This is a genomic window from Arachnia propionica (assembly GCF_003932785.1).
Classification (GTDB): Bacteria; Actinomycetota; Actinomycetes; order Propionibacteriales; family Propionibacteriaceae; genus Arachnia; species Arachnia propionica_B.
The window spans coordinates 63,668-86,160 of the sequence record NZ_RQYT01000010.1 but is presented as its reverse complement, the minus strand read 5'-3'; the positions used below and the strand labels follow the sequence as shown (position 1 = coordinate 86,160).

Below are 22,493 nucleotides of genomic sequence, written 5' to 3'. Positions count from 1 at the left end.
TTCTCTTGCTTGCGGACCCCTTGTTCCGGGGTTAGTGTCAATGGTGTCAGATGCCTCCCAGACGAAAGGTCCGACAATGTCAACCATCACCGCCCTCAAGTCCTGCACCACCACCAACTGCGCCTTCAACAACGGCGGCTGCACCGCCTTCGCCGTGACCATCGACGGCAAGTCCGCCTGCACCACCTTCATCACGCTGGACGCCCGCGGCGGCCTTCCCACCGCTGACGGCCGCGTGGGTGCCTGCCAGCGTCTCGAGTGCGTCCACAACTCCGACCTCATGTGCACCGCCGCCGGTGTCGAGGTCGCCGACGCCAAGTGCACTTCCTTCGAGGCCCGCTGACCCCAGGCCCACGGGCAACCGTCTGAACGCAACGACCGGCCGCAGTCCCCATCCGGGGCTGCGGCCGTGCTGCGTCCACGAGGATGCGAGGAAAGGTGAATCCTCCTACTTGCGAGCGACGATCACCATGAGGAGTTCGTCGGGACCTCCCGTGAACGGACGCTGCTCCCAGTTGCTGTGGGTCGCCTCCACCCGAAGTCCGACCGCGGCCAGGTCGCGGACCACCTGGTCGTGGCTGCGGAATTGGAGCGGCATGTCGACGTCCACCACCGCGCCATCGTCGACGAACTCGTTGTGGCAGTGCATGACGACGACGCCTCGGTGATCGGGCGGCTCGGTGACGAGGGATTCCCGCAGGCGACCGACGGGGGTGTCACGTTCGGCGAGGTCGTGGTTCCACCGTTTCCACGCCTCGGCCTCGGGATTGCGGTTCTCGAAGGCCAGCACCCCGCCGGGCCGCAGTCCCTGTGCGATGTGTCCCAGGGTCTCATGCCACGCATCCCCGATGATGTGCATGGCCACGTTGCCGGTCATGAGGATGAGCTCCGTGCTCTCCGGGGCGATCATCTCTGCGGTGCCGAGGAGCCACGTCACCCGATCCCCACCGGGCCGGTTCCCCGCTTGCTCCAGCATCGCAGGCGCTGGGTCGATGCCCGTGACCTCGCGTCCCGACCGGGCCAGGGTCACGGTGAGGATGCCGGTGCCGCACCCCAGGTCCGTGATGCTCCGGGCCCCGGTCTCATCGGCCAGGCGCCGGTAGAAGTCGTGATCCGGCCCGTCGGGGTTGTCGATGTCGTAGACGACGGCGAGGCGGGGATCGTCGAAACTCATGGTTCCTCCGGCGGGTGATCGGTTGACAATGGAGTCAGCATCTCACGACCACCCCGCCCGGGCGCAGACCTCACATGGCGGAGGCGATCGCCGAGAGGGTCTCCCCCACGGCCTCGGGGCACGTCGGACAGGTCGGGAACTCGATGAAGGCCGTCACCGTCTCCTCCGCTCCGATGCGCATGAGCGTGGCCCCGGCACGGTCCACGTCGATGCAGAACACTCGGTCGAGGACGTGACCGCAGACCTGGCTGCCGGTCGGACGCACCGTCGCCGTTCCGGGGACGATGCCGAGCCGCACGGCGTCACACAGCATCCCGAGCCGTCCCTGCCCCTGGGAGACGACGGCGTCGTGCAGACCGAAGTCGTCGCGGGGGAAGTCGGCCAGCGGGGTTCCGAGGGCCTCCCATGGCACCGGGGTGACACCACGTCGATCATGGACGAGGACCCGGTCGGTGGTCACGACCCCGATCCGGGTTCCCGGGAACCCCGCCAGCTCGGCCACGCGCTCCGGGAGTTCAGCCTCCTGGAGCAGCCGGGCACATTCACTGCGGTCGAGGAAGGTCAGCTCACCCAGCAGGTGGCAGGAAGCCGCGACCACGCGGAGCATCGGATCGGAGCAGTCGCGCACGAGGTCGAGGCGCACCTCGACGCCGGTCCCGGGCGGCAACGTCGCGAGCGGGCACTCCAACGGCGGCCGCACGGCGACGACGAGTTCCCCACCGACAGCGAGTCCGTGGGCGACGAGGTCATACTGCGTGTCGAGGCGCCACGCCGTCAGCGAGCAACTGGCGCTCCCGGTCACCATGCGCTCGGCAAGGGAGATCGCTGACAGGTCGGGCACCGCGTCGCGGCGAACATTCGGGGTGACACTCATGGCACGCCTTCTCGCTCGATTAAGATGCCGCCAGAATACGCCATTGAAAACAGGTGTGCCTAACCTACCCCCGGCCAGGCCCCAGCAGCTCCCGTCGCAGTGGGAGATCGCCCGCACAACCGGGTTCACCCGACGGACAGCCCCACCTGCCCCCAACCCGCGCACCCGAGCGAGCACGAATCGCCGCCCTGCTTCGCCCGTTTCAACCGAAGGAAGGGCGGCGGTTCGTGACCGTGGCGGTTTCGCCTGCCTCAAAACAGGCGAACCCGCGTTGAGGCAGGCGAACCGGTCCCCGCGACGAGCAGCCGCCGTCGGCAACGTCTGCCCACCCCGTCCCGAGAACCGGTGGTCCCGCGCGTCAGCCCTTGACCGCCCCTGCGGTCATGCCCCGGACGAAGAACCGCTGCAGCAGGATGAAGACCAGCAGCGGCAGCGCCATCGAGATGAACGCGCCCGCGGTCAGCAGCTCCCAACCCTGGCCCTGCGTGCCCAGCATCCCCTTGAGCGAGACGATGACCGTCTCGTTCTCCGGCTTGAGGAACAGCAGCGCGATCAGCAGGTCGTTCCACACCCAGAGGAACTGCAGGATGGCGAACCCGGCGATCGCCGGCATCGACATGGGGAACACCAGCTTCCAGAAGGTCTGGTAGTGGGTGGCCCCGTCCATCTTCGCGGACTCGATGATGGAACGCGGTAGCGTGGTCATGTAGTTGCGAAGGGTGTAGATCGCCAGCGGCATGCCGAACCCGGTGTGCAGCAACCACACCGCGACGTACTGGCCCGCGATGTTCAGCCCCCGGGGGCCGAGCAGGTCCAGCATCGGCTGCAGCGCCACCTGCAACGGCACGACCATCACCGCGACGATCGTGACGAACAGGAAGTCCTTCCCCCGGAAGTCCAGGAACGTGAAGGCGTACGCCGCGAAGGCCGCGAACATGATCGGGATGATGGTGGCCGGAATCGCGACCGCCAAGGCATTGACGAAGGCCATCGCCATGTTGCTGTTCTCGAAGACCCCGACGTAGTTCTGCAACGTGAAGGCCGGTCGGAAGATCGCCTCCCACCACCCCGAGGAGTTGATGTCGTCGATGGGCCGGAAGCTGGTCACCAACAGACCGATGGTGGGCAGCAACCACAGCAGACACAACAGGGCCACCACGATGATGCTCACCCAGCTGCGCTTGTGGGTCTCGACAGCCTTCATCGCTCCTGCTCCTCACGCTTGAAGTGACGCACCTGATAGATGAGCACGGGGATCACGGCCAGCAGCAGGAGCACCACGATGGCTGATGCCTTCCCGGCGTTCTGGTTGACGAACAGTTCCTGGAAGAACATGTTGGCGATCACGTTGGTCTTGTAGTTGCCGTTGGTCATGACGTAGACGATGTCGAAGATCTTCATCACCATGATGAACACAGTGACGAACACCGTGATCATGGTGCCCTTCATCTGCGGGATGATGATCTGGAAGAAGATCTTCAACTCCGACGCCCCGTCGATCCGGGCCGCCTCCAAGGTGTCCTCGGGGACGTTCTTGATGGCGGTGGACAGCAGCACCATGGCATAGCCGACCTGCAGCCAGACCACGATCACCATGAGCAACAGGCTGTTCAGTGCCCCGGCCTCGTGCTGCATCCACGGTTCCGGCTGACCGCCCAGGGCAGCGACGAGCGCGTTGAGCAGGCCAATCTGCTTGTCCCCTGACTGATAGTCGTAGATGAACTGCCAGATGGTGGCTGCGCCGACGAAGGAGATCGCCATCGGCAGGAAGATCAATGCCTTCGAGAGCTTCTCCCCGCCAGGCGACAGCCGATCCGCCAGCACCGCGACGATCAACCCGATGACCACGGTCGAAGCGGGCACCAGCAGCAGCCACAGCACGTTGTTCCAGATGGTGCGCAGGAATTCATCCGAGCTGAGCACCGCTTGGAAGTTGCCGAACACGGGGTTCATGTAGGCCGTGGAGTTCTCGTTGGCGAAGGAGTAGTTCACTGTCTGGATGGTCGGGTAGAGCAGCACCAGCCCGATGGTGAAATAGCCGGGCAACACGTACGCGTAAGGCATCAGGAACTGGGACAGCCTGCCCGGCAGACCGCCGATGAACAGGTTCATGCTGCCGAAGAACAGCAGCGAACCGCCGATGCCGAAGACCATGGCCAGCAGCGCCTGGATGATCTTGTTGAGCACGGGGACACCGACGCTGAACCACTCCGGGTAGTAGGCCAACGCCAGGAAGGCGTTGCCGACGAACCACCCGATCAGGACCATGCCCGCCAGTCCCATGAGCGCCCGAGGCCAGTTCGCGGGAGTTGACGCCCGCTTCGGCCCGGGGGACACCGTGACCTGGGTCACGTTCGACGTCGAGGTACTCATCACTTCGGCCAGGAGTTCTCGATGTCGGTGGTCACCTGCTGGGCCGTCTTGGCCCCGCTCAGGAAGTCCACCATGCCGGTCCAGAACGAGCCACCACCGACGGCGTTCGGCATCAGGTCCGAGCCGTCGTAGCGGAACACCGTCGCACTGGTGGCCATCTCGGCGATTCTGCGGGTGGTCTCATTCGGATAGTTCGCCACGTCAAAGGTCTTGTGTGGGGACAGCCAACCGCCCTCCTTCGCCCATTCGGCCCCGAACCTGTCGCTCGTGAGGAACTTCATCACCTCGATGGCATCGGGGTCATTGCCGTTGAACAGCCCCGCGATGTCGCCCCCACCCAGCATCGGCTTACCGTCATAGCCACCCTCGTAGGGCGGGTAGGCGAAGGTGCCGACGGCGTTGTCCAGGTCACCTTGCACCTCCTTCGGCAGCATCGAGGCCACAAAGTTGCCCTGCCTCATGAAGTAGCACTGCGCGGGGTCGTTGAACGCCGGGTTCATCGTGGTGCCGAAGTTCGTGGCCAGGATGCCCTGGCTGCCGCCGTAGACGTTGCCCTCGCTGAGCGCGATCCTCCCGAACTCCTCGAAGGCCTTCACGATGCGCTCGTCATTGAAGGGGATCTGATGGCTGGTCCACTGGTCGTAGACGTCGGGACCGTACATCCGGAGCACGATCTCCTCGATCCAGTCCGTGCCAGGCCAACCGGTGGCGGCATCGGACTCCACCCCCAGACACCATGGGGCCGTGCCCTGAGCCTTGATCTGGTCCGAGATCTCGGCCAGCTCCTGCATGGTCTCAGGCTCGGTGCTGAGGCCGAGCGCCTTGTAGGAGGCCGGGTACCAGACGATGGACTTCACCGCCATGCGCATCGGGGCCCCGTAGACGCGCCCCTTGTACCTGGCCGCCTCCAGGAAACCGGGCACCAGCGTGGAGTCCAGGGCGTCGTAGTCCAGGTAGGTGTCAATCGGCTGGATCGCCTTCTCGGCCGCCGCCTCCAACAGGCCACCCGGCTGAGGGTACAACGCAATGTCCGGGGTGTCCCCCGACCGTATCTTGGTCTTGATGAGAGTGGTGAAGTCATCGCTGTTGGCGTACTCCACGTCGATGCCGGACTCGGCCTCGAACTTCGCAAGCGACGCCTCGAAGGCCGCCTTCTCCTGACCACCGAAGGCCCCGAAGATGGTGACCTTGTTGTCACCGTCCGCGGTTCCCCCGTCGGCCACCCAGCCTTCGCCGTCGCCACCCCCTGTCGTCTGGCGCCTGGGATCTTGCAGGCATCCACTCATGGTCAAGGTCAGCGCCATTGCTGCAGCCAGGACAGCGCTCCATCGCAACCGGCTCATGATTCTCCTCTCGGATGGCCCCCTACCGGGACCTTGGAGGTGAATCTACAGTGGGATGGGGGGTGGTGGCAGGGATACACGGATTCTCCCTCCCCTACCGCCCCGAAAGCGCCAGAGATTGATTCTCAGCGGCGGCGCTGCACCTTCACCTTGTTCCGGGCCGCGACGGTCCCGGCCCGCCGCGCCTTCTCCTCCGCGAGCAGCCGCTGCTGCTCCTCGTGCTGCTCCATCAGGGTCTGCTGGTCAAATCCGGAACGCAGCACGAAGAAGACGATGAGCGCGATCGACACCGACAGCCAGGCGGGCCAGCCGAGGACGATCGGCAGCGTCACCACGGCGACGATGTCGACGCCCTTGATGAGGGAGAACATCAGGCCCGGCGGGAGGGCCCCGAAACCCGTCGTCGCGACGAGCGGGCCGCCATAGTTCGCTGGCTTCGCCGTCACCCACCGCACCGCGGCCAGCAACCCGGCTGCCGCCGTCAGCAGCGCCTGCCCGACCCCGGTCGCCACGTCGACCGGCGTCCCGCCGACGACCCCGAGGAAGGCCGGGGTCGTCGCGACAGCCCACAGCAGTGCCAGCACGGCCGGAACCACCATCGTCGCCTGCCGGACCGCGCCGGGCGCGAAGGGGAAGCACCGCTGCAGCCCCTTGGTCCGGGTCAGCACCCGCATCGAGTTGCAGAAGCCGATGAGCGCGGCCATGAGCACCAGCGCGGACAGCGAGGAGGCGATGACCCCGAGCCCCAGCGCCTGAACGGCGTAGGGGATGAGCATCGAGACGATCCAGAACACCAGCGGACGGGGGTTGCGCCACAGGCGCTGCACGTCGCGCATGACGAGGGCAGCCAGGCCGGACCCCGAGCCCCGCGTCGGACGGACATGTCCCTGCTCACGGAACCGGAAGTCGACGAGGATGTCGCGGACCAGCGCCAGGTCGAGGGCGAAGGCGGCGCCCTGGAGCCCCGCAGCCAGCGACGACCCCGCCACGAGTCGCTGCCGCCGCAGCCGGGACAGCCTGGCCCAGGCCAGCAGCAGCGACCCGACACCGAGCACCGCGCCGACCGCGACGACGATCCAGGCGAAGTCCACGCCCAGGGCAGCCACGGTTCGGGCGGGCAGGGTCCCCGTCGCGATGAGCACCAGCATCGCCAGGGCGACGAAGGCGACGACACCGGTGAGCCAGATGACGCCCCTCATGATCCAGCGACGCTCCAACGCCTGCTCCGCCGCGGCAAAGGCCACGAGTCCGAAGCAGCCGAGCCCGGCGGCCGCCGCCCAGATGAGGATGCTCTCCGCGTCGGCCCCGACCAGAGCTGCGACCAGCGCCCCGAGCCCCCCACCCACGAGCAGGGCGAGCACCACCGCCGCGACGAGGCGGCCCTTGAGGAAGCGCCGCCGGTCGACGTCGCCGTCGAGGATCCAGAATCCCTCGGCGGCGGAGGCGATCACAGGACCGAACATCCGGGCCGCGACGAGGGCGAGGGTGAGGAAGGCCGCGGTCGCGGCCCACGGCAGCAGACCGCGGGAGGCCAGACAGGCGTCGGTGTCACAGACCGCGACGGTGCGTTGTGCCTGGAGGATGGAGCTCACCAGCATCGCGCCGATGAGCACGAGGGCGAAGACCATGACGTAGGCGTCGCTGAGGGCCTGCAGGATGTTGCGGTCCGCGCGACCGTGGCGCCAGTCCCGCACCAGCAGCCGCAGCTGCCTCTCGTCGACCCGCCCGATCTCCCCGAAGCGGTCGCTCATCGCTCACCCAGCCTGACCTCGCGGGCGCCGATGGCGGCCAGGAGCGAGGGTTCATGGGAGGCGAGGACGATCGCGAGGCCGTCGCTCAGTTCCTCTTTGAGGCGCTGCCCCAGCCACGCCACGCCCTCGACGTCGAGGCGCTGCTCCGGCTCGTCGAGGACCAGGAGTCGCCGGGGACGCACGAAGGCCGTCGCCAGGGCGAGGCGCCGCCGTTGACCGGACGACAGGGTGGAGGGCAGCTGCCCCGCCTGCGGCACCAGTTGCACCTCCTCGAGGATCTCGTCGACGAGGTCGTCGGGGTCGACGAGGCCGTGGGCCCGGGCGAGCAGGTCGAGGTGCTCGACGACGCTGAGGTCGGGGAAGAAGTCGAGGTCGTCGATGACGGTGGCGACGTTGCGTCGGATCTCCGGGTTGGCCTCACTCATCTTGACGCCGAGGACCTCGATGGTGCCGTCGTCGGGTCGATCGGCACCGACGAGGCACCGGAGCACCGTCGACTTGCCCGCGCCGTTGCGCCCTGTCAGGGCCACGGCCTCACCCGCCGCGACCTGGAGGTCGAAGCCCTCCACGATCGTCACGGGCCCGTAGGCCTTCTTGAGTTTCGCCACCTTGAGAACGATGTCCTTCTTCGCCACGGCGTCCATTGTGGACCATTCGGCGGAGGACCCCCAGCTGTTCCCATCCCGGGCCACCGGCTAGGGTGGAACCAGAAAGTGCTGCCGGTCACGAGGATGTGCTGGGCACCCCTCGGGCCACCGACGGAGGTTTTGTCATGAGCGGAATTGCGCGAGTCCATCCCGGGGCCACCCTGCGCCCCAGCAAACTCGAGCTCCTGGCGGCGTGGTTGCCGGATCAATGGTGGTTCGACGGGGACGCCACCGACCTGGAGATCGTCGCGAAGTTCCGCTTCGTCGACCCGGATGGCGAGGTGGGGCTGGACTGCATGCTCATCCGATCCACGGACGCCGTCTACCACGTGCCGGTCACGTGGCGGCCGCGGCCGCTCGACGGCGGTGCCCTCATCGGCACCCTCGAGCACTCGGAGCTCGGCACCCGGTACTGCTACGACGCGCAGACGGATCCCGTCTACCTGGCGGAGCTGACCCGCGTCATCACGGAGAAGGACACGCAGGCGGAGATCCGGGCGGAGGGGTCCGACGAGGCGATCCCCGGCACCATCCAGGTCTTCGGCAGCGGCCTCGTCGAGGGCGAGACCAGCGGCTACCCGCACGTCATCCACAAGTTGGTACGGGAGCCCATCAACGACGTCGTCGGTCAGCTCATGGGGCAGTGGACCCAGGGCGGGGTCTCCCACTCCGACCTGCTGGCCGTGATGCACTGAGCCGACACGGACGACGATATCCTGCTGCCCATGGAGCAGACCCGAGCCGACCTCGACAAGAAGCGTGCCGAGGTCTCGGCCATGTTCGACGGGGTCGCGCCACGGTACGACCTTCTCAACGCGGTCCTCTCCCTCGGCCAGGAGCGACGCTGGCGGCAGCACACCCTCGCCGCCCTGGACCTGCGTCCCGGCGAGCGGGTCCTGGACCTCGCGGCGGGGACCGGCACCTCGTCGGTGCCCTACGAGCAGGCGGGGGCGACCGTCTTCCCCACCGACTACTCGATGGGCATGCTCCAGGTCGGCAAGCGCCGCCAGCCGCAGCTGACCTTCGTCCGTGGCGACGCGCTGGCCCTCCCCTACGCCGACGACTCCTTCGACGCGGTGACGATCAGCTACGGGCTGCGCAACGTCGAGGACACCTCGGGTGCGCTGCGCGAGATGCTACGTGTCACCAGGCCCGGTGGCCGCCTCGTCGTGGCGGAGTTCTCCACCCCGACCCACCCCTGGTTCCGTTTCATCTACACCCGGGGTGCACTGCGGCTGGTGCCGCTCGCGGCCCGCATCTCCAGCAATCCCGCCGCCTACGGCTACCTGGCGGAGTCGATCCTCGCCTGGCCGGATCAGGAGGGTCTCGCGACACTCATCGCGGAGGCCGGGTGGCGGGATGTCGAACACAGGAACCTCACCGGCGGCATCGTCGCCCTCCACCGGGCCAGGAAATGACCTTCCTCCTCGACCCGTACGCTGCCCGGAGCTGCCCCGTCAAGACGTTCAACGCGTTCGACCCGGGGACGCCTCAGCCTGCCGTCCCCCTCGACGAGTCGCTGCGGGAGGCCTTCGGCGGGGGCACCGAGTTCCGGGAATCGATCCTCGCGAAGGTCGCGGCCGGGCGCGACGTCGTCGACCTGGGCCTGGCCGTCCACGCGGAGGAGGCCACCCTCGCGGCGATGACGGACCAGGTGCCGGCGATCATCGGGGGTCGGCTGCCCCCGGACCCGGCCGGGCACCGTCGCGGCCAGGCCGATCTGCTGGTGCGCGGCGACTCGGGCTACTGGCCGGTCCGTATCAAGCCCTATCGGGTGCTGGAGAAGCAGGTCAGGGCCACCGAACTGAGGCGTTCCAGCCTGGGCGACCCGACGACGCTGCGGCCGCTGCCGAACCTGCGGTACCGCGCCTACCGGGAGGGGGCCCTCATCGAGTTGGCTCAGCTGTGGCGTCTGCTCCAGGCCTGCGGTTTCGCCGCCGACACCCCACTCGGCGGCATCGTCGGCAGCGACGACGGTCACAACGCACAGATCACGTGGGTGCCGTTGGACTGGCGGTTCCTGAGGACCTTCTCCCGTACCTCCCCGTCGGGGCACAGGCTGCGTTCCCCGCTGGAACGCTACGACCACGAGCACGGGTTCCGCATCCACGTCGCCGAGGAGGCGATGAAACGGGTCCCCGACGACGACCGTCCCCCCGTGGTGCGCCCCATCCGGGTGGCGGAGTGCGAGTGGTGTGCCTGGTGGGAGACGTGTCGTCCCCGCATGGACGACGACGACCTGTCGCTGCGGATCTCGAAGACCCCCCTCGACGTGCGCGAGTTGCAGACCCTCATGGGACTGGGGATCACGACGGTGAGCCAGCTGGCCGAGGCCGACGTCGACGCGCTGCTCCCCGCCTACCTGCCGCTGACGGCGCACCGGGACCGCTCCGAGGCGCGGCTGAGGCAGGCGGCGCGTCGGGCCCGGATGCTGGCCCGGGGCGTCGCCCTGGAGAAGATCTCCACCGACCCGATCGGCACGCCGCGCGCCGACGTGGAGGTGGATCTCGACATCGAGACCGATGACCACGACCGCACCTACCTGTGGGGGGCGCTCCTCACCGACCGCAGGACCGGGGAGCAGGCGTACCACCACTTCGACTCGTTCACCCGCCTCGGCGACGACGAGGAGATCGCGGTGGCCGTCGCCTTCGCCCGCTGGCTGCTCGGTCTCATCGCGGAGCATCCGGGGCTTCGGGTGTTCCACTACTCCGACTACGAGGTGGTCCATCTGCGCCGTCTGGCACGACGCAGCTCGAACCCGGAGCTGGAGCGGCTGTGTGGCCTCGTCAAGGAACACTTCGTCGACCTGTTCGAGCTGGTACGCGACAACTTCGTCGGCGTGGAGGGACTCGGGTTGAAGATCGTCGCCTCGAAGGGGGCGGGCTTCTCGTGGCGGGACGAGGAGCCGGGCGGGCTGAACTCGCAGACCTGGTTCGCCACGGCTGCGGAGGCCCCGGATCCGAGGGAACGTGACGCCGCCCGTATCCGGGTGCTGGAGTACAACGAGGACGATGTGCGGGCCACCTGGCACGTGCGGGAGTGGATGCAGGGCATCGACGACGGGACCCCGGTCCCCAACCGATAAGACCACAGTCTTCCTTGGGGTGAAATCCCTTGCCATGGGATTTCCGGGGCAGTAGCTTCTCTCGCATCGTTCGAGGAGGAATCATGGTGACGCAGGTCGCAGCCGACCCGCTCGTCGTCGTCCGTGACCTGAGCAAGGTGTATCGGGTGGGCGACTCCCCTGTCGTCGCCCTCAACCGGGTGCATCTGGAGATCCCCCGCGGCACGTTCACCGCGGTGGTGGGCACGTCGGGTTCCGGCAAGTCGACACTGCTCAACATGCTCGGCGGGTTGGAGAAACCGACGGCGGGCGAGATCTGGGTGGACGGCCAGCCCCTCCACTCCTTCAGCGAGAGCAGGCTGGTGACCTACCGTCGCGAGCAGGTCGGGTTCATCTTCCAGTCGTTCAACCTGCTGCCCCAGCTCACCGCCATCCAGAACGTCGCGTTGCCGCTGACGTTCCGAGGCATGCAGAAGGAGCGACGGGAGGAGATCGCCCGGAAGGTTCTCGTCACCCTCGGCCTGGGGGACCACCTCCACCACCGCCCCACCCAACTCTCCGGCGGCCAGCAGCAGCGCGTCGGCATCGCCAGGGCCATGGCCTCGGGCCCGAAGCTCGTGTTCGCCGACGAACCGACCGGGAACCTCGACTCCCGCACCGCGGAATCCACCCTGAAACTGTTCCGACGCGTCATCCAACGGTTCCACCAGACCTGGATCATGGTCACCCACGACGCCCATCTCGCGAGCTTCGCCGACACCATCGTCTCCATCACGGACGGACGCATCACCGACATCACCCATCAGCACCACGACGACTCCGAGGAGCCCTCATGAGACCCTTCCGTCTGCTCATCGTCGCACTGGCCACCTGTCTGGCCCTCCTGATCCCGTCGGTGCTGGTCCATGCCGACGAGGGCAAGGACAAGGGGACCAAGGAGAGTTCCTCACCCCAGGCCCCGAAGGACACCGCCCCGCCGCAGGGCCCGGGCTCCGGTTCCGACCAGGGGGGTGGCAGCGGCCCCACCGGGGTCTCCGTGCCGCGGGTGATGCTGGAATCGGTCATCGCGAATCCCCAGACCGTGACGGCGGGCAGCAGCTTCGCCCTCACCTACACCCTCGTCAACCAGTCGAAACAGACCCGGGTGAGCAACCTCAAGGTGACCCTGACCCAGGCCGACGGTGCCTTCCTGCCCGTCAACGGATCCTCGTCGACTTGGATCTCGGCGATCAAGCCGAAGGGCTCGGTGAGCAGGGACGTCAACTTCACCACCTTGCCGACGCTGGAGAACCGCCCCTACGCCATCACCATGACCATCGAGTACGAGGACGCCTCCGCCAACTCCTACACCACGACGGAAACGATCTCCGTGCCCGTGGCCCAGCCCACCAGGGCGGAGACCTCCACGATCACGGTCAACCCGACCGAGGTTCCCGTCGGCGAGGAGACCACCGTCACATTCAGTTTCAACAACCTCGGCAAGTCCAAGATCTTCAACGCCAAGGCCACCGTGGCGGAGGGACAGGGCGTGGCGGCGAAGGAGCACTTCATCGGCGCCGTGGAGCCGGGAGCCTCCAGCAACGTCGAGATGACCCTCATGGCCGCGGAGGAACGCACCGAACCGATCACGGTGGTGCTGTCCTTCGAGGACGGCGACGGCAAGGCCACCACCCTGGAGAAGCAGCTCGCCCTCACGGTGTTGGCTGGGATGCAGAAGGAGCCGATGGAGCCACCGCTCAACCCGATGGAGCCTGAGGAGCCCGAGCCCGCAAAGCCCCAGGAGTCCGGCGACGCCTGGCTGTGGTGGCTGATCGGCGGCGGTGTGCTGGCCGTGGCCCTGTTGTTCGCGAGCATCGCGGTGGCACGGCGCGCAAAGCGGCAACAGCAACAGACCTCCGACCTGACCCTCCTGGACGGCGACCCGCTGGTCGCCCCCGACCAGCCATGAGATTCACCGATCTGCTGACCACGAGCCTCGCCTCACTGTGGCAGCGGAAGTTCCGCACGGTCCTGACCGTGGCGGGAGTGACCATCGGCACCATCGCTGTCGTCGTCATGGTCTCGCTCGGCATCGGGCTGACCGAGTCCGTGGTCAAGAGCATCGAGTCCGAGGTGACCCTCACCCGGGTCTCGGTGAGCGGCCCCCCTCAGGAGAAGACCGGGCGAGGGAAGCCGCCCCGCATGGATGACAAGATGGCGGCGACGCTGGCGGGCTACGAGGGGGTCCAGCACGTCATCCCGGTCTACGAGCAATTCGTGAGCCTGAAGGTCGGCAAGTACGAGGGAGGGGCCCAGCTCATCGCGGTGCCGCGGGAGTCGCTGGCCCACCTGAAACTGGAGATCGGCGAGGGCAACGCTCCCGACGCCGGCGTCTCCGGACTCACCGTGGGGCACATGGTCTCCGGCGACCTGTACAAGCCCCGCACCGGTGAGACCTTCCACGACTCGGGCGAGTCGCTGCTGGGCGAGAAGATCACGGTCAACTTCGAGACGGAGGGTTTCGCCCCGCCCGGCCCCGAGCCCAGCCAAGGGGACCAGGGGCAGGAGGGTCCGAAACTGAAGCCAGTGGAGACCAAGGTCACCGGGGTACTGGCCGGGGTGTTCGGCGAGTACTCCGAGACCTCCAACACCATCTACATGGACCTGGATGTCCTGAAGAAGGCATGGGACAAGGCGAACCGCGGCAAGGCCCTGCCGGGCCAGGAGACCCACAGCAACGGCAAGCCCAAGGGGTCGTTCACCTACAACGCCTTCCTCCTCGTCACGGAGGACCTCAAGGCCTCGGAGCAGGTGCTCAAGGCGGTTCGCGACGACGGCTACCAGGCGTACGCAGCCATCGAGTGGATCAAGGCCGCTCAGGAGCAGACCCAGATGATCCAGGCGGTCTTCGGCGGCATCGGGGCCGTCTCCCTCCTCGTGGCGGCGATCGGCATCGCCAACACGATGATGATGAGCGTCTACGAGCGCACCAAGGAGATCGGCGTGATGAAGGTGCTGGGTGCCGCCCTGCGGGACATCCGCGCCCTGTTCCTGTTCGAGGCGGCAGGTATCGGCCTCATCGGCGGGGTCATCGGCATCCTCGGCAGCTACGCCACCTCGGCGGTGCTGAACAACACGATGGGTCAGGGCGACCAGGGCGACGGGGGTGCCCTCGGGGCCCTCGGGCTCGGGGGCGGCGGGGCCCCGCTGTCAGTCATCCCGCTCTGGCTGGCGGGGGCCACGCTGGTTTTCGCCACCCTCATCGGGACGGTCGCGGGACTCATCCCGGCCCACCGGGCGACGAGACTCAGCGCCCTCGAGGCCATCCGCAACCAGTGACAGCGGTGAGAAGACCGTCCTCGCCATGGCCCTCCCGTTAGGCTGGGTGTCCCCGAGACCTCAGGAGGGCCCATGACCCGACCCGCTCGACGTGCCCGCACCGCCACCGTGATCGACCGGCAGCTGCTGGCCCCCACCATGGTGCGGCTGCGCCTGAGGACGGAGGATCTGACCGCCGCGGAGGTCGCGTTCTCCGACTGCTACATCAAGTTCGTGCTACCCCGCCCCGGGTCGGGGCTGACCTGGCCGTTCGACCTCGCGGAGGCGCAGGCCGAGCTCCCGGCCGACCAGCAGCCGGTGCTGCGGGCCTACACCATCCGGGCCTTCGACGACGACACCATGACCGTCGATGTCGTCACCCACGGAGACTCCGGCGTCGCGGGCCCGTGGGCGTCGACGGTCTCGCCCGGCACCCCGGTCGGCTTCCTCGGCCCGGGTGGAGCCTGGTCCCCCAGCGCCGACCTCGATCACGTCGTCCTCGCCGGTGATGAGTCCGCGGCCCCCGCCATCGCCGCCGGCGTCGAGGCCCTCCCCGACGGAGTCACGGCGACGGTGCTGCTCGAGGTGGATCATCGCTTCGACTTCCCCTCCCGGCCAGGCGTGGAGACGACATGGCTGATGCGTGGGGACGCCCTCCACGGGGAACCACTCATCGAGGCGGTGCGCTCCCTCCAGCTGCCCGAGGGGCGGATCGGATGGTTCGTGCACGGCGTGGCGGAGATGGTGCGCTCCCTCCGGCGGCATCTCCTCCTCGGGCTGGGGGTTCCCCGCGAGGACGTCTCGATCTCCGGCTACTGGCGTCGCGGCATGACCGACGAGCAGTGGCGGGCCAGCAAGAAGGAGTTCACGGCACAGCTAGAGGCCGATCTCACGACCCAGCGGCAAGATCCGTGAGGATCTGCTGCACCGTCGCCTTGGCATCTCCGAAGCACATCACCGAGTTGTCGTTGAAGAACAACGGGTTTTGTACTCCCGCATAGCCGGCACTCATGGAGCGTTTGAACACCACCACCCGGTCGGCCTCCCACACCCGGAGCACGGGCATCCCGGAGATCGGGGAGCCGGGCTCGTTGGCCGCCGGGTTGACGGTGTCGTTGGCACCGATGACGAGGACGACGTCGGTGTCGGCGAAGTCATCGTTGATCTCATCCATCTCCAGCACGATGTCGTAGGGCACCTTGGCCTCCGCCAGGAGCACGTTCATGTGCCCGGGCAGGCGGCCGGCGACGGGATGGATGGCGAACCGCACCTCGACTCCCCGTTGCCGCAACTGTGAGGTCAACTCGGCGACGGGGTACTGGGCCTGCGCGACGGCCATCCCGTAGCCGGGCGCGATGACGACGGAACGGGCGCCGTCGAGCAGCTGGGCGACCTCCGCGGTGCTGGCCTCCCGGTACTCCCCCATCTCGGCGGACTCCGTCACGGGGGCGTCGCCGAAGCCACCGAGAATGACGGAGACGAAGGACCGGTTCATGGCCCGGCACATGATGTAGGACAGGATCGCGCCGGAGGCGCCGACGAGGGCGCCGGTGATGATGAGGACGCTCATGTCGAGCATGAACCCGGAGAACGCGGCGGCCCAGCCCGAGTAGGAGTTGAGCATGGACACCACCACCGGCATGTCGGCGCCACCGATGGCCGCCACGAGGTGGAAACCAAGCACGAGGGCCAGCACCGTGACCAACAGGAGTGGGATGAGCGAGCCGGAGGCCACGTACCACCAGCCGAGGCCGACGGAGGCCAGGACGAGCCCGAGATTCAACCAGTGCCGCCCCGGCAGGACCAGGGGTTTCGAGGCCATCCGCCCGTTGAGCTTGCCCCAGGCCACGAGGGAGCCGGTGAAGGTGACGGCACCGATGAACACGCCGAGGACCACCTCGACGGCGTGCACCACGTCGGAGTGGGTGGCGGCCAGATGGACGTTGATGCCGACGAGCACCGCGGCGGCCCCGACGAAGCTGTGCAGCAGGGCGATGAGTTCCGGCATGGCCGTCATCTCGACGCGTCGCGCCCGCCACACGCCGATGGCACCGCCGACCAGGACGGCCGCGTAGAGCAGGACGGCGGAACTCCACTGGGGTCGGCCCGCGGCGAGATCCTGCCAGGCGATGGAGAAGTTCGTGGCGACGAGGGCGAAGACCATGCCGAGGATGCCGTAGGCATTGCCCTTCTTCGCGGTCTCGTGCTTGCTGAGCCCTGCCAGGGCGAGGATGAACATCAGCCCGGCCGCGATGTAGGTGGCACCGATGAAGTTCTGCAGCACGACTCAGCCCTTCCTGAACATGCCCAGCATCCGGTGGGTCACGGTGAACCCGCCGAAGACGTTGATGGAGGCGATGAGGACCGCCACGAAGGCAAGGATCTTGACCGCCCACTCGGGGTGGGCGAGTTGGGTCATGGCCCCGACGACGATGATGCCCGAGACCGCGTTGGTGACGCTCATGAGCGGGGTGTGGAGGGCGTGGGTGACGTTCCACACGACGTAGTACCCGACGACCACGGCGACGACGAAGACCGCCATGAGGCCCACGAAGCTCGCCGGGGCAACGGTGAGGGCGGCGATGAAGACAGCCGCACCGAGCCCGACGAGGGCAACCTCGTGCCACCAGGGGCGTGGTGGTCGCGGCGGTGGGGCGACCACCTCCGTCGCGGCGGCGGGGCTGGGGCTCGGCGCCGCCGACACCTGGATCGGGGGTGGTGGGAAGGTGATCTCGCCGCGCAGCACGACGGTCATGGTGCGCACCACCTCGTCGTCGACATCGATGACGAGTTCGCCGTCCTTGCCGGGGGTCATGAGCGCGAGCGCGTTGACGATGTTGGTGCCGTAGAGCTGGGAGCTCTGCCCGGGCAGTCTCGCGGCGAGGTCGGTCCAGCCGATGATGGTCACCCCGTTGTCGGTGACGTGGCTCTCCCCCGGTCGGGTGAGTTCGCAGTTGCCGCCGCCCACGGCGCCGAGGTCGACGATGACCGAACCGGGTTTCATGCTGGCCACCATGTCGGCGGTGATCAGTTTCGGCGAGGGCTTTCCGGGGATGGCCGCGGTGGTGATGATGATGTCCACCTCGCGGGCCTGGGCGGCGTACAGTTCCGCCGCGCGTCGGGCGTAGTCCTCCCCGACCTCCTTGGCGTAGCCGTCGGAGGAGATCCCCTGGTCGGCGGAGTCGACGTGCACGAAGGTGGCCCCCATCGACTCGACCTGCTCGGCCGTCTCGGGCCGGACATCGGTGGCGCGGACGACGGCCCCGAGCGAGTTCGCCGCCCCGATGGCGGCGAGTCCCGCCACGCCGGCGCCGATGACGAAGACGGTCGCGGGCGGCACCTTGCCCGCCGCGGTCACCTGGCCGGTGAAGAACCGGCCGAAGGCGTGGGCGGCCTCGACGACGGCCCGGTAGCCGGAGATGTTGGCGAGCGAGCTGAGGGCGTCGAGGGCCTGGGCCCGGGACGTGCGGGGCACCATGTCCATGCTGAGGGCGGTGATCCCCTGGGCGGCGAGCCGGTCGGTGAGCTCCGGCCGCTGTCTCGGGGCGAGGAACCCGATGAGGGTGGCCCCCGGCCGCATGGCAGCGATCTGCTCCTCCTCGGGTGGGTTGACCGCCACGACGACGTCGGCCCCCCAGGCCGATTCGACGATCCGTGCCCCGGCCGCCACGTAGGCATCGTCGGGGAGGGAGGCCATGGCCCCGGCGCCGGACTCGACGTCGACCTCGTAGCCGAGCCGGATGAGTCGTTCCACGGTTGTCGGAGTGGCGGCGACCCGGGCGTCGTCCCGCTCCCTGATGACCCCAATGCGCATGGCCACAAGCTACCGCTCCCCCACCTCGTGGGTGGGGGCGGGGTGGGCAATGGGGCCGGACCGGGAACGCCTCTCGGCGTGAGGCCGCTCGCAGCGGCTAGAGGTGGAGCCCGGGGTTACCGCGGCCCGGCACTGCCATGCTAGCCGGTTTCCGCCGTCCTTGGTGGATTGACATCGTCACCAGAGGACACCGGAGTGCCACTGGTTGGCGCACGCCTCGAGCTCGGCGGCCCAGTTGTCCCAGCGGGGCCCGAGTCGACGCCCGATGATGGCGGCCCGTTCACACAGTTCGCCGAACTCGCCGTCGAAGTGTCCGCCGAGCAGCAGCCGGATGTCGGAGGCCACGGGCCCCTCGGGCAGTTGCCGCTCGATCTGGTAGAGCTTCCACAGCGCTCCGGGGAGGGAGATCGGGGCGGCCTGCTGCCACAGCTGAACCAGCTCCTCGACCCCTTCGTGATTGAGGTGCTCCGCCATGCGGGCACGGACCTCAGGAGACCTCTCCTTGGCCAGCAGTACGAGGATCGCCGCGGTGTCGTGTGCGGCACGGCTCAACTCCGCAGGATCTCCCGAGCCGGAGAACTCCTCGAGGATGTCACTGGCCCGTCGCACGGGCCGGTGGAACCGTCGCATGCATACTCCTCTCGCGTCGATTGATCGGGGTTAAGTGTGTCTCCGAGGCTATCCCGCTGCCGGGACCACACGCAGTAACTCTCGGCCAGAGAATCCGCAGCGTAGTCGCGACTCAAGCGCGGCCAAGCTTCTCACATTGTCGACCTTCCAGCCGAACGTGAGTGCCGCTTCGGAACAGTCAACCCCCTGGGGTGCACGAAACACGCGGTCGAAGGCACGGCGGAACTCTGGAGCCCCCTGCTCCAGCTGGCCGAAGATCGACCCCCCATCGTCATCCACAAGGATGACGCGTAGATCAATTGTTGGCTCGCTCGGCGGGAGCACGAGGGCCCCGAGGTCGTGCTGGAGGGTGAGGTCCCCGAGCAGGACCGTCGTCGGGGCGCCAGTGGCGAGCGCGATCCCCGTCGCGGTGGCCAGCGTCCCGTCGATCCCGGCGAGGCCGCGGTTGGCATGACAGGTGCCAGGGTGTTCCGGGACGGGGGCGACGTCGGCGTGCCGGATGCTGGAGCTGGCCCCGAACACCAGGTGCTCCCCCGGACCGACGGCGCGCACGACGGCCGCGGCGACCGCCTCGAAGGTGAGCCCCGTCGGCTCCGGCACGCCACGGTCCCACCGGTGGTACCAGTCGGGATCCCCCTCGGGGAGCAGGACCCGGTCGACGACGCGCGCGGCGACGTGCCCGGGATCGACCCAGTCGGCCCGGTCGGCGACGACGATCACCTCGACGTCGTCCCGGGACAGCAGGGCGGTCACGGGGCGGGACAGCGTGGGATGCCCGAACACGACGACCCGCTCGATCTCGGGGCCGAGGCGGGCCAGCTGCTCACGGTAGCGCGGCACCGCATCCCCCGACCGCGCATTGCTGGAGGGCTCGGCCAGCAGCGGCACCCGCGCGATCCGAGCCAGCGCCCGCGCCTCCGCCCCGACCGCGGGGGGCGCGTCGCCGGCGAGGATGACCGTCCGGGCCGGCGTCGTCACCTCGTGGACGCTCACCCCGCTGCTCGAGGCGAGGACAGGTCGAGGGGGCTGGGCCGCCGGGGGCCGCACCGTCGCGTCGACCAGCGGCAGGTCGAACTCCACGTTGACGTGGACAGGACCCGGTAGGCGGGTCCTGATCCCGGTGGCGAGGGCGACGGCCCGGGTCAGTTGCCCCCACCAGGAGCGCTCGTCGCCGCTGCTGGAGCTCATCCGCACGGTGCCCAGGACCTGGGCACCGAACAGCCCCACCTGGTCGGTGGTCTGGTTCGCGCCGGTCCCCACCGCATGGGCGGGCCGGTCGGCCGTGAGCAGGACCAGGGGGATCCCGCTGGCCCTGGCCTCCATGACGGCGGGCAGCAGGTTCCCGACGGCGGTGCCGGAGGTCGTCACGACCGCGACCGGCGACCGGCTGGCCTTCGCGATCCCCAACGCGATGAACCCGGCGACCCGCTCGTCGATGCGGACGTGAAGGGTGAGCAGGCCCGCCTCGTCGGCGGCGTGGAGGGCGAGGGACAGCGGCGCGTTGCGGGATCCGGGGCTCAGCAGGACGTGCCGGACCCCGGAGGCGAGCAGCGCCTCCACCGCAACGACGCCGAGCAGCGGCGAGTTCATGGCAGCTCCCGTCCCGTGAGCTCCGTCACGCGACGCAGCCGCTCCAGCCACCACCGCCTCACCTCGGGGGCCGCGGTCGGCGGGTCCTCGACGCGGGGGGCCTCGCCCACCGTCATCGTCCCGGCCTCGATCAGCGGCGGGGACGCGACGTCGGTGGCGAGCAGCCGCGCGGTCTCCAGGCCGCAGGCGAAGGGAAGCTCCGGCAGGGCGGCGGCCAGCCGGAGTCCCGCGTACAGCCCGACCGCGGAGTCCATCGCCGACGACACCACCACGGGCAGCCCCAGCTCCGCGGCGAGCCGGAGGCAGTTCCGGGCGCCGCCGAGCGGCTGCACCTTCAGCACCACGACGTCGGCCGCGCCGCGGTCCCGCACCAGCAGCGGGTCCTCGGCGCGTCGGATGGACTCGTCGGCGGCGATCGCCACCTCCCCGGCGAGGCGGCGTCTGAGCTCGGCGAGGTCCGCGACGTCGCGGCAGGGCTGCTCGATGTACTCGAGCCCGAACGGGGCGAGGGCGGCAGCCGCTGCGATCGCCTCTGGCAGGGTCCAGGCGCCGTTGGCGTCGACCCGGATCGCCGCCCCGGGCAGGGCGGCGCGGACGGCCGCGACCCGGGCGACGTCGTCGGCGAGCCCTCCCCCGGGGGCCGCCACCTTGATCTTGATGGTGGCGCATCCGGAGGCGACGGCACGCCCGGCCGCCTCGTCGGGGGGCAGCGCCGGGACGATCCCGTTGACCGGCACCCGATCCCGCACGGCGCGGGGATGGCCGGAGGTGGCGGCCTCGAGGGTGGCGTGCAGCCAGCGCCCGGCCTCGGCGTCGTCGTACTCCGGGAAGGGGCTCCACTCGGCCCATCCCGCCGGGCCCTCGATGAGGATCCCCTGGCGGCGGGTCACGCCCCGGAACGGGACGTCGAGGGGGAGGTCGAAGACGATCACGACCCGACCGCCACGCCGAGGAGCAGCCCGGCCGCGAGGGCGAGTTCGGTGAGGCTGGTGGCCTGCAGCATCGCGATGAGGTCACGGCCGACGGCACCGGCCAGGAGCCGGGCGACCGGGGCCAGCACGAGCACGAAACCGGCGAGGCCGAGCAGCGCCCACCAGGTGGTGAGGGCTGCGAAGGCGAAGGTACTGAGGAACCCGGCCACGATCAGCCCGACGAAGAGCAGCCGCGTGGCCCGGTCCCCGAGCCGGGTCGCGAGGGTGTGTTTGCCGACCTCCGCGTCGCGGGTGAGGTCGCGGAGGTTGTTGACGACGAGGAGGGCGCTGGCGAGGGCCCCGACGCCGACGGCGGCGGGCCAGGCGGCGGGCGGCACCGTCGCGAAGGTGACGAGGGTGGTGCCGACGGTGGCGACGAGCCCGAAGAAGACGAACACCATGAGTTCACCCAGCCCGAGGTAGCCGTACGGGTGCGATCCACCGGTGTAGAACCAGGCGGCGAGGATGGCGGCGGCGCCGACGGCCAGCAGCCACCAGAACCCGGAGAGGGCGACGACTGCGAGTCCCGCGACCGCCGCCACTGCGAAGCTTGCGAAGGCGGCCGCGCGCACGGCCCCGGGGCTGGCAAGGCCGGAGGCGGTGAGCCTCGTCGGCCCGACCCTCACGTCGTCGGTCCCTCGGATACCGTCGGAGTAGTCGTTGGCGTAGTTGACCCCGACCTGCAGGGCGAGGGCGACGACGACGCACAGCAGCGGCAGGACGAGCAGCCGCCACGTGGGCACCTGAAGTCCCGCGCCGATCCCGGCGGCGACCCCGGCGAGCACTGGGGCGGCGGCGGCCGGCAGGGTGCGGGGACGCGCCCCCGCCAGCCACACACCGATACGTTGCCCCACGGGAGCGGCTCGGCGCTCGTCCCGGCGATCCCCCATCTCGGCGCCACCTCTCAAGCTCATGATGGGTCATGGTAGAGGCTCAACGCCTGCGGGGCCTCACCGACGGCG

The 22,493-nt window shown here is 68.9% G+C and carries 21 protein-coding genes; 8 read left to right on the top strand and 13 right to left on the bottom strand.

Annotated elements, in window-relative coordinates:
• The first annotated feature begins 76 nt into the window (after window positions 1–76).
• Window positions 77–343 (top strand): DUF1540 domain-containing protein, encoded by a 267-nt coding sequence (locus tag EII35_RS06465; RefSeq protein ID WP_125227640.1) that lies wholly within the window; start codon window positions 77–79, stop codon window positions 341–343.
• Between the two features lie 105 nt (window positions 344–448).
• On the opposite strand, the gene EII35_RS06460 is transcribed toward EII35_RS06465, so the two are convergent.
• From EII35_RS06460 to EII35_RS06430, 7 genes are all read right to left on the bottom strand, one after another.
• Entirely contained in the window at window positions 449–1,174 is a 726-nt protein-coding gene (locus tag EII35_RS06460) for a class I SAM-dependent methyltransferase (protein WP_125227639.1), read from the bottom strand.
• Between the two features lie 70 nt (window positions 1,175–1,244).
• Entirely contained in the window at window positions 1,245–2,048 is an 804-nt protein-coding gene (locus tag EII35_RS06455) for an immunoglobulin domain-containing family protein (protein WP_125227638.1), read from the bottom strand.
• Window positions 2,049–2,406: 358 nt separating this feature from the next.
• Window positions 2,407–3,252: a carbohydrate ABC transporter permease gene (locus EII35_RS06450; protein WP_125227637.1), complete on the bottom strand. Its 846-nt coding sequence runs from the start codon at window positions 3,250–3,252 to the stop codon at window positions 2,407–2,409.
• Window positions 3,249–4,421, bottom strand: coding sequence for a carbohydrate ABC transporter permease (locus EII35_RS06445; protein WP_125227636.1), 1,173 nt, complete (start codon window positions 4,419–4,421; stop codon window positions 3,249–3,251). Before EII35_RS06445 ends, EII35_RS06450 begins: the two co-directional genes overlap by 4 nt.
• Window positions 4,421–5,764 (bottom strand): ABC transporter substrate-binding protein, encoded by a 1,344-nt coding sequence (locus tag EII35_RS06440; RefSeq protein ID WP_125227635.1) that lies wholly within the window; start codon window positions 5,762–5,764, stop codon window positions 4,421–4,423. The genes EII35_RS06445 and EII35_RS06440 overlap by 1 nt, the downstream gene beginning before the upstream one ends.
• Window positions 5,765–5,889: 125 nt before the next feature.
• A complete protein-coding gene (locus EII35_RS06435) occupies window positions 5,890–7,515 on the bottom strand; it encodes a DUF6297 family protein (protein WP_125227634.1) in 1,626 nt (541 codons plus the stop codon).
• Complete coding sequence (locus EII35_RS06430) at window positions 7,512–8,159, bottom strand: ABC transporter ATP-binding protein (protein ID WP_125227633.1); 648 nt, start codon at window positions 8,157–8,159, stop codon at window positions 7,512–7,514. Before EII35_RS06430 ends, EII35_RS06435 begins: the two co-directional genes overlap by 4 nt.
• A 128-nt stretch (window positions 8,160–8,287) precedes the next feature.
• Here EII35_RS06430 and EII35_RS06425 point away from each other — a divergent pair, with 128 nt between their 5' ends.
• The 7 genes from EII35_RS06425 (at window position 8,288) to EII35_RS06395 (ending at window position 15,441) form a co-directional block, all read left to right on the top strand.
• Window positions 8,288–8,857, top strand: a complete 570-nt coding sequence (locus EII35_RS06425) for a maltokinase N-terminal cap-like domain-containing protein (protein ID WP_125227632.1) — start codon at window positions 8,288–8,290, stop codon at window positions 8,855–8,857.
• 30 nt (window positions 8,858–8,887) lie between these two features.
• Window positions 8,888–9,580: a demethylmenaquinone methyltransferase gene (locus EII35_RS06420; protein WP_125227631.1), complete on the top strand. Its 693-nt coding sequence runs from the start codon at window positions 8,888–8,890 to the stop codon at window positions 9,578–9,580.
• Window positions 9,577–11,250 carry a TM0106 family RecB-like putative nuclease gene (locus tag EII35_RS06415; protein ID WP_125227630.1) on the top strand — a complete coding sequence of 558 codons (1,674 nt, stop codon included), beginning with the start codon at window positions 9,577–9,579 and terminating at the stop codon, window positions 11,248–11,250. Before EII35_RS06420 ends, EII35_RS06415 begins: the two co-directional genes overlap by 4 nt.
• A gap of 83 nt (window positions 11,251–11,333) precedes the next feature.
• Window positions 11,334–12,065 carry an ABC transporter ATP-binding protein gene (locus tag EII35_RS06410; RefSeq protein WP_125227629.1) on the top strand — a complete coding sequence of 244 codons (732 nt, stop codon included), beginning with the start codon at window positions 11,334–11,336 and terminating at the stop codon, window positions 12,063–12,065.
• Window positions 12,062–13,177 (top strand): COG1361 family protein, encoded by a 1,116-nt coding sequence (locus tag EII35_RS06405; protein WP_125227628.1) that lies wholly within the window; start codon window positions 12,062–12,064, stop codon window positions 13,175–13,177. The genes EII35_RS06410 and EII35_RS06405 overlap by 4 nt, the downstream gene beginning before the upstream one ends.
• Entirely contained in the window at window positions 13,174–14,547 is a 1,374-nt protein-coding gene (locus EII35_RS06400) for an ABC transporter permease (protein WP_125227627.1), read from the top strand. The genes EII35_RS06405 and EII35_RS06400 overlap by 4 nt, the downstream gene beginning before the upstream one ends.
• Before the next feature lie 72 nt (window positions 14,548–14,619).
• Window positions 14,620–15,441 (top strand): siderophore-interacting protein, encoded by an 822-nt coding sequence (locus EII35_RS06395; RefSeq protein WP_125227626.1) that lies wholly within the window; start codon window positions 14,620–14,622, stop codon window positions 15,439–15,441.
• Here the strand turns inward: EII35_RS06395 and EII35_RS06390 are convergent.
• From EII35_RS06390 to EII35_RS06365, 6 genes are all read right to left on the bottom strand, one after another.
• A complete protein-coding gene (locus EII35_RS06390) occupies window positions 15,416–16,765 on the bottom strand; it encodes an NAD(P)(+) transhydrogenase (Re/Si-specific) subunit beta (protein WP_260465042.1) in 1,350 nt (449 codons plus the stop codon). The two genes, EII35_RS06395 and EII35_RS06390, sit on opposite strands and share 26 nt — an antisense overlap.
• 48 nt (window positions 16,766–16,813) lie before the next feature.
• Window positions 16,814–18,340: a Re/Si-specific NAD(P)(+) transhydrogenase subunit alpha gene (locus EII35_RS06385; protein ID WP_125227624.1), complete on the bottom strand. Its 1,527-nt coding sequence runs from the start codon at window positions 18,338–18,340 to the stop codon at window positions 16,814–16,816.
• A 177-nt stretch (window positions 18,341–18,517) separates the two neighbouring features.
• A complete protein-coding gene (locus tag EII35_RS06380; RefSeq protein ID WP_125227623.1) occupies window positions 18,518–18,970 on the bottom strand; it encodes a hypothetical protein in 453 nt (150 codons plus the stop codon).
• A gap of 48 nt (window positions 18,971–19,018) precedes the next feature.
• Entirely contained in the window at window positions 19,019–20,560 is a 1,542-nt protein-coding gene (gene menD / locus EII35_RS06375) for a 2-succinyl-5-enolpyruvyl-6-hydroxy-3-cyclohexene-1-carboxylic-acid synthase (protein WP_125227622.1), read from the bottom strand.
• Entirely contained in the window at window positions 20,557–21,492 is a 936-nt protein-coding gene (locus EII35_RS06370; RefSeq protein ID WP_125227621.1) for an o-succinylbenzoate synthase, read from the bottom strand. The genes menD and EII35_RS06370 overlap by 4 nt, the downstream gene beginning before the upstream one ends.
• Window positions 21,489–22,421: a 1,4-dihydroxy-2-naphthoate polyprenyltransferase gene (locus EII35_RS06365; RefSeq protein ID WP_125227666.1), complete on the bottom strand. Its 933-nt coding sequence runs from the start codon at window positions 22,419–22,421 to the stop codon at window positions 21,489–21,491. The genes EII35_RS06370 and EII35_RS06365 overlap by 4 nt, the downstream gene beginning before the upstream one ends.
• Window positions 22,422–22,493 lie beyond the last annotated feature (72 nt).

What these genes read in the sequence shown, in the direction of transcription:
- EII35_RS06465 (WP_125227640.1), top strand. Translation starts at nt 77, where the DNA reads ATGTCAACCATCACCGCCCTCAAGTCCTGCACCACCACCAACTGCGCC.
- EII35_RS06460 (WP_125227639.1), bottom strand. Translation starts at nt 1,174, where the DNA reads ATGAGTTTCGACGATCCCCGCCTCGCCGTCGTCTACGACATCGACAAC.
- EII35_RS06455 (WP_125227638.1), bottom strand. Translation starts at nt 2,048, where the DNA reads ATGAGTGTCACCCCGAATGTTCGCCGCGACGCGGTGCCCGACCTGTCA.
- EII35_RS06450 (WP_125227637.1), bottom strand. Translation starts at nt 3,252, where the DNA reads ATGAAGGCTGTCGAGACCCACAAGCGCAGCTGGGTGAGCATCATCGTG.
- EII35_RS06445 (WP_125227636.1), bottom strand. Translation starts at nt 4,421, where the DNA reads ATGAGTACCTCGACGTCGAACGTGACCCAGGTCACGGTGTCCCCCGGG.
- EII35_RS06440 (WP_125227635.1), bottom strand. Translation starts at nt 5,764, where the DNA reads ATGAGCCGGTTGCGATGGAGCGCTGTCCTGGCTGCAGCAATGGCGCTG.
- EII35_RS06435 (WP_125227634.1), bottom strand. Translation starts at nt 7,515, where the DNA reads ATGAGCGACCGCTTCGGGGAGATCGGGCGGGTCGACGAGAGGCAGCTG.
- EII35_RS06430 (WP_125227633.1), bottom strand. Translation starts at nt 8,159, where the DNA reads ATGGACGCCGTGGCGAAGAAGGACATCGTTCTCAAGGTGGCGAAACTC.
- EII35_RS06425 (WP_125227632.1), top strand. Translation starts at nt 8,288, where the DNA reads ATGAGCGGAATTGCGCGAGTCCATCCCGGGGCCACCCTGCGCCCCAGC.
- EII35_RS06420 (WP_125227631.1), top strand. Translation starts at nt 8,888, where the DNA reads ATGGAGCAGACCCGAGCCGACCTCGACAAGAAGCGTGCCGAGGTCTCG.
- EII35_RS06415 (WP_125227630.1), top strand. Translation starts at nt 9,577, where the DNA reads ATGACCTTCCTCCTCGACCCGTACGCTGCCCGGAGCTGCCCCGTCAAG.
- EII35_RS06410 (WP_125227629.1), top strand. Translation starts at nt 11,334, where the DNA reads ATGGTGACGCAGGTCGCAGCCGACCCGCTCGTCGTCGTCCGTGACCTG.
- EII35_RS06405 (WP_125227628.1), top strand. Translation starts at nt 12,062, where the DNA reads ATGAGACCCTTCCGTCTGCTCATCGTCGCACTGGCCACCTGTCTGGCC.
- EII35_RS06400 (WP_125227627.1), top strand. Translation starts at nt 13,174, where the DNA reads ATGAGATTCACCGATCTGCTGACCACGAGCCTCGCCTCACTGTGGCAG.
- EII35_RS06395 (WP_125227626.1), top strand. Translation starts at nt 14,620, where the DNA reads ATGACCCGACCCGCTCGACGTGCCCGCACCGCCACCGTGATCGACCGG.
- EII35_RS06390 (WP_260465042.1), bottom strand. Translation starts at nt 16,765, where the DNA reads ATGTTCATCCTCGCCCTGGCAGGGCTCAGCAAGCACGAGACCGCGAAG.
- EII35_RS06385 (WP_125227624.1), bottom strand. Translation starts at nt 18,340, where the DNA reads ATGCGCATTGGGGTCATCAGGGAGCGGGACGACGCCCGGGTCGCCGCC.
- EII35_RS06380 (WP_125227623.1), bottom strand. Translation starts at nt 18,970, where the DNA reads ATGCGACGGTTCCACCGGCCCGTGCGACGGGCCAGTGACATCCTCGAG.
- menD (WP_125227622.1), bottom strand. Translation starts at nt 20,560, where the DNA reads ATGAACTCGCCGCTGCTCGGCGTCGTTGCGGTGGAGGCGCTGCTCGCC.
- EII35_RS06365 (WP_125227666.1), bottom strand. Translation starts at nt 22,421, where the DNA reads ATGGGGGATCGCCGGGACGAGCGCCGAGCCGCTCCCGTGGGGCAACGT.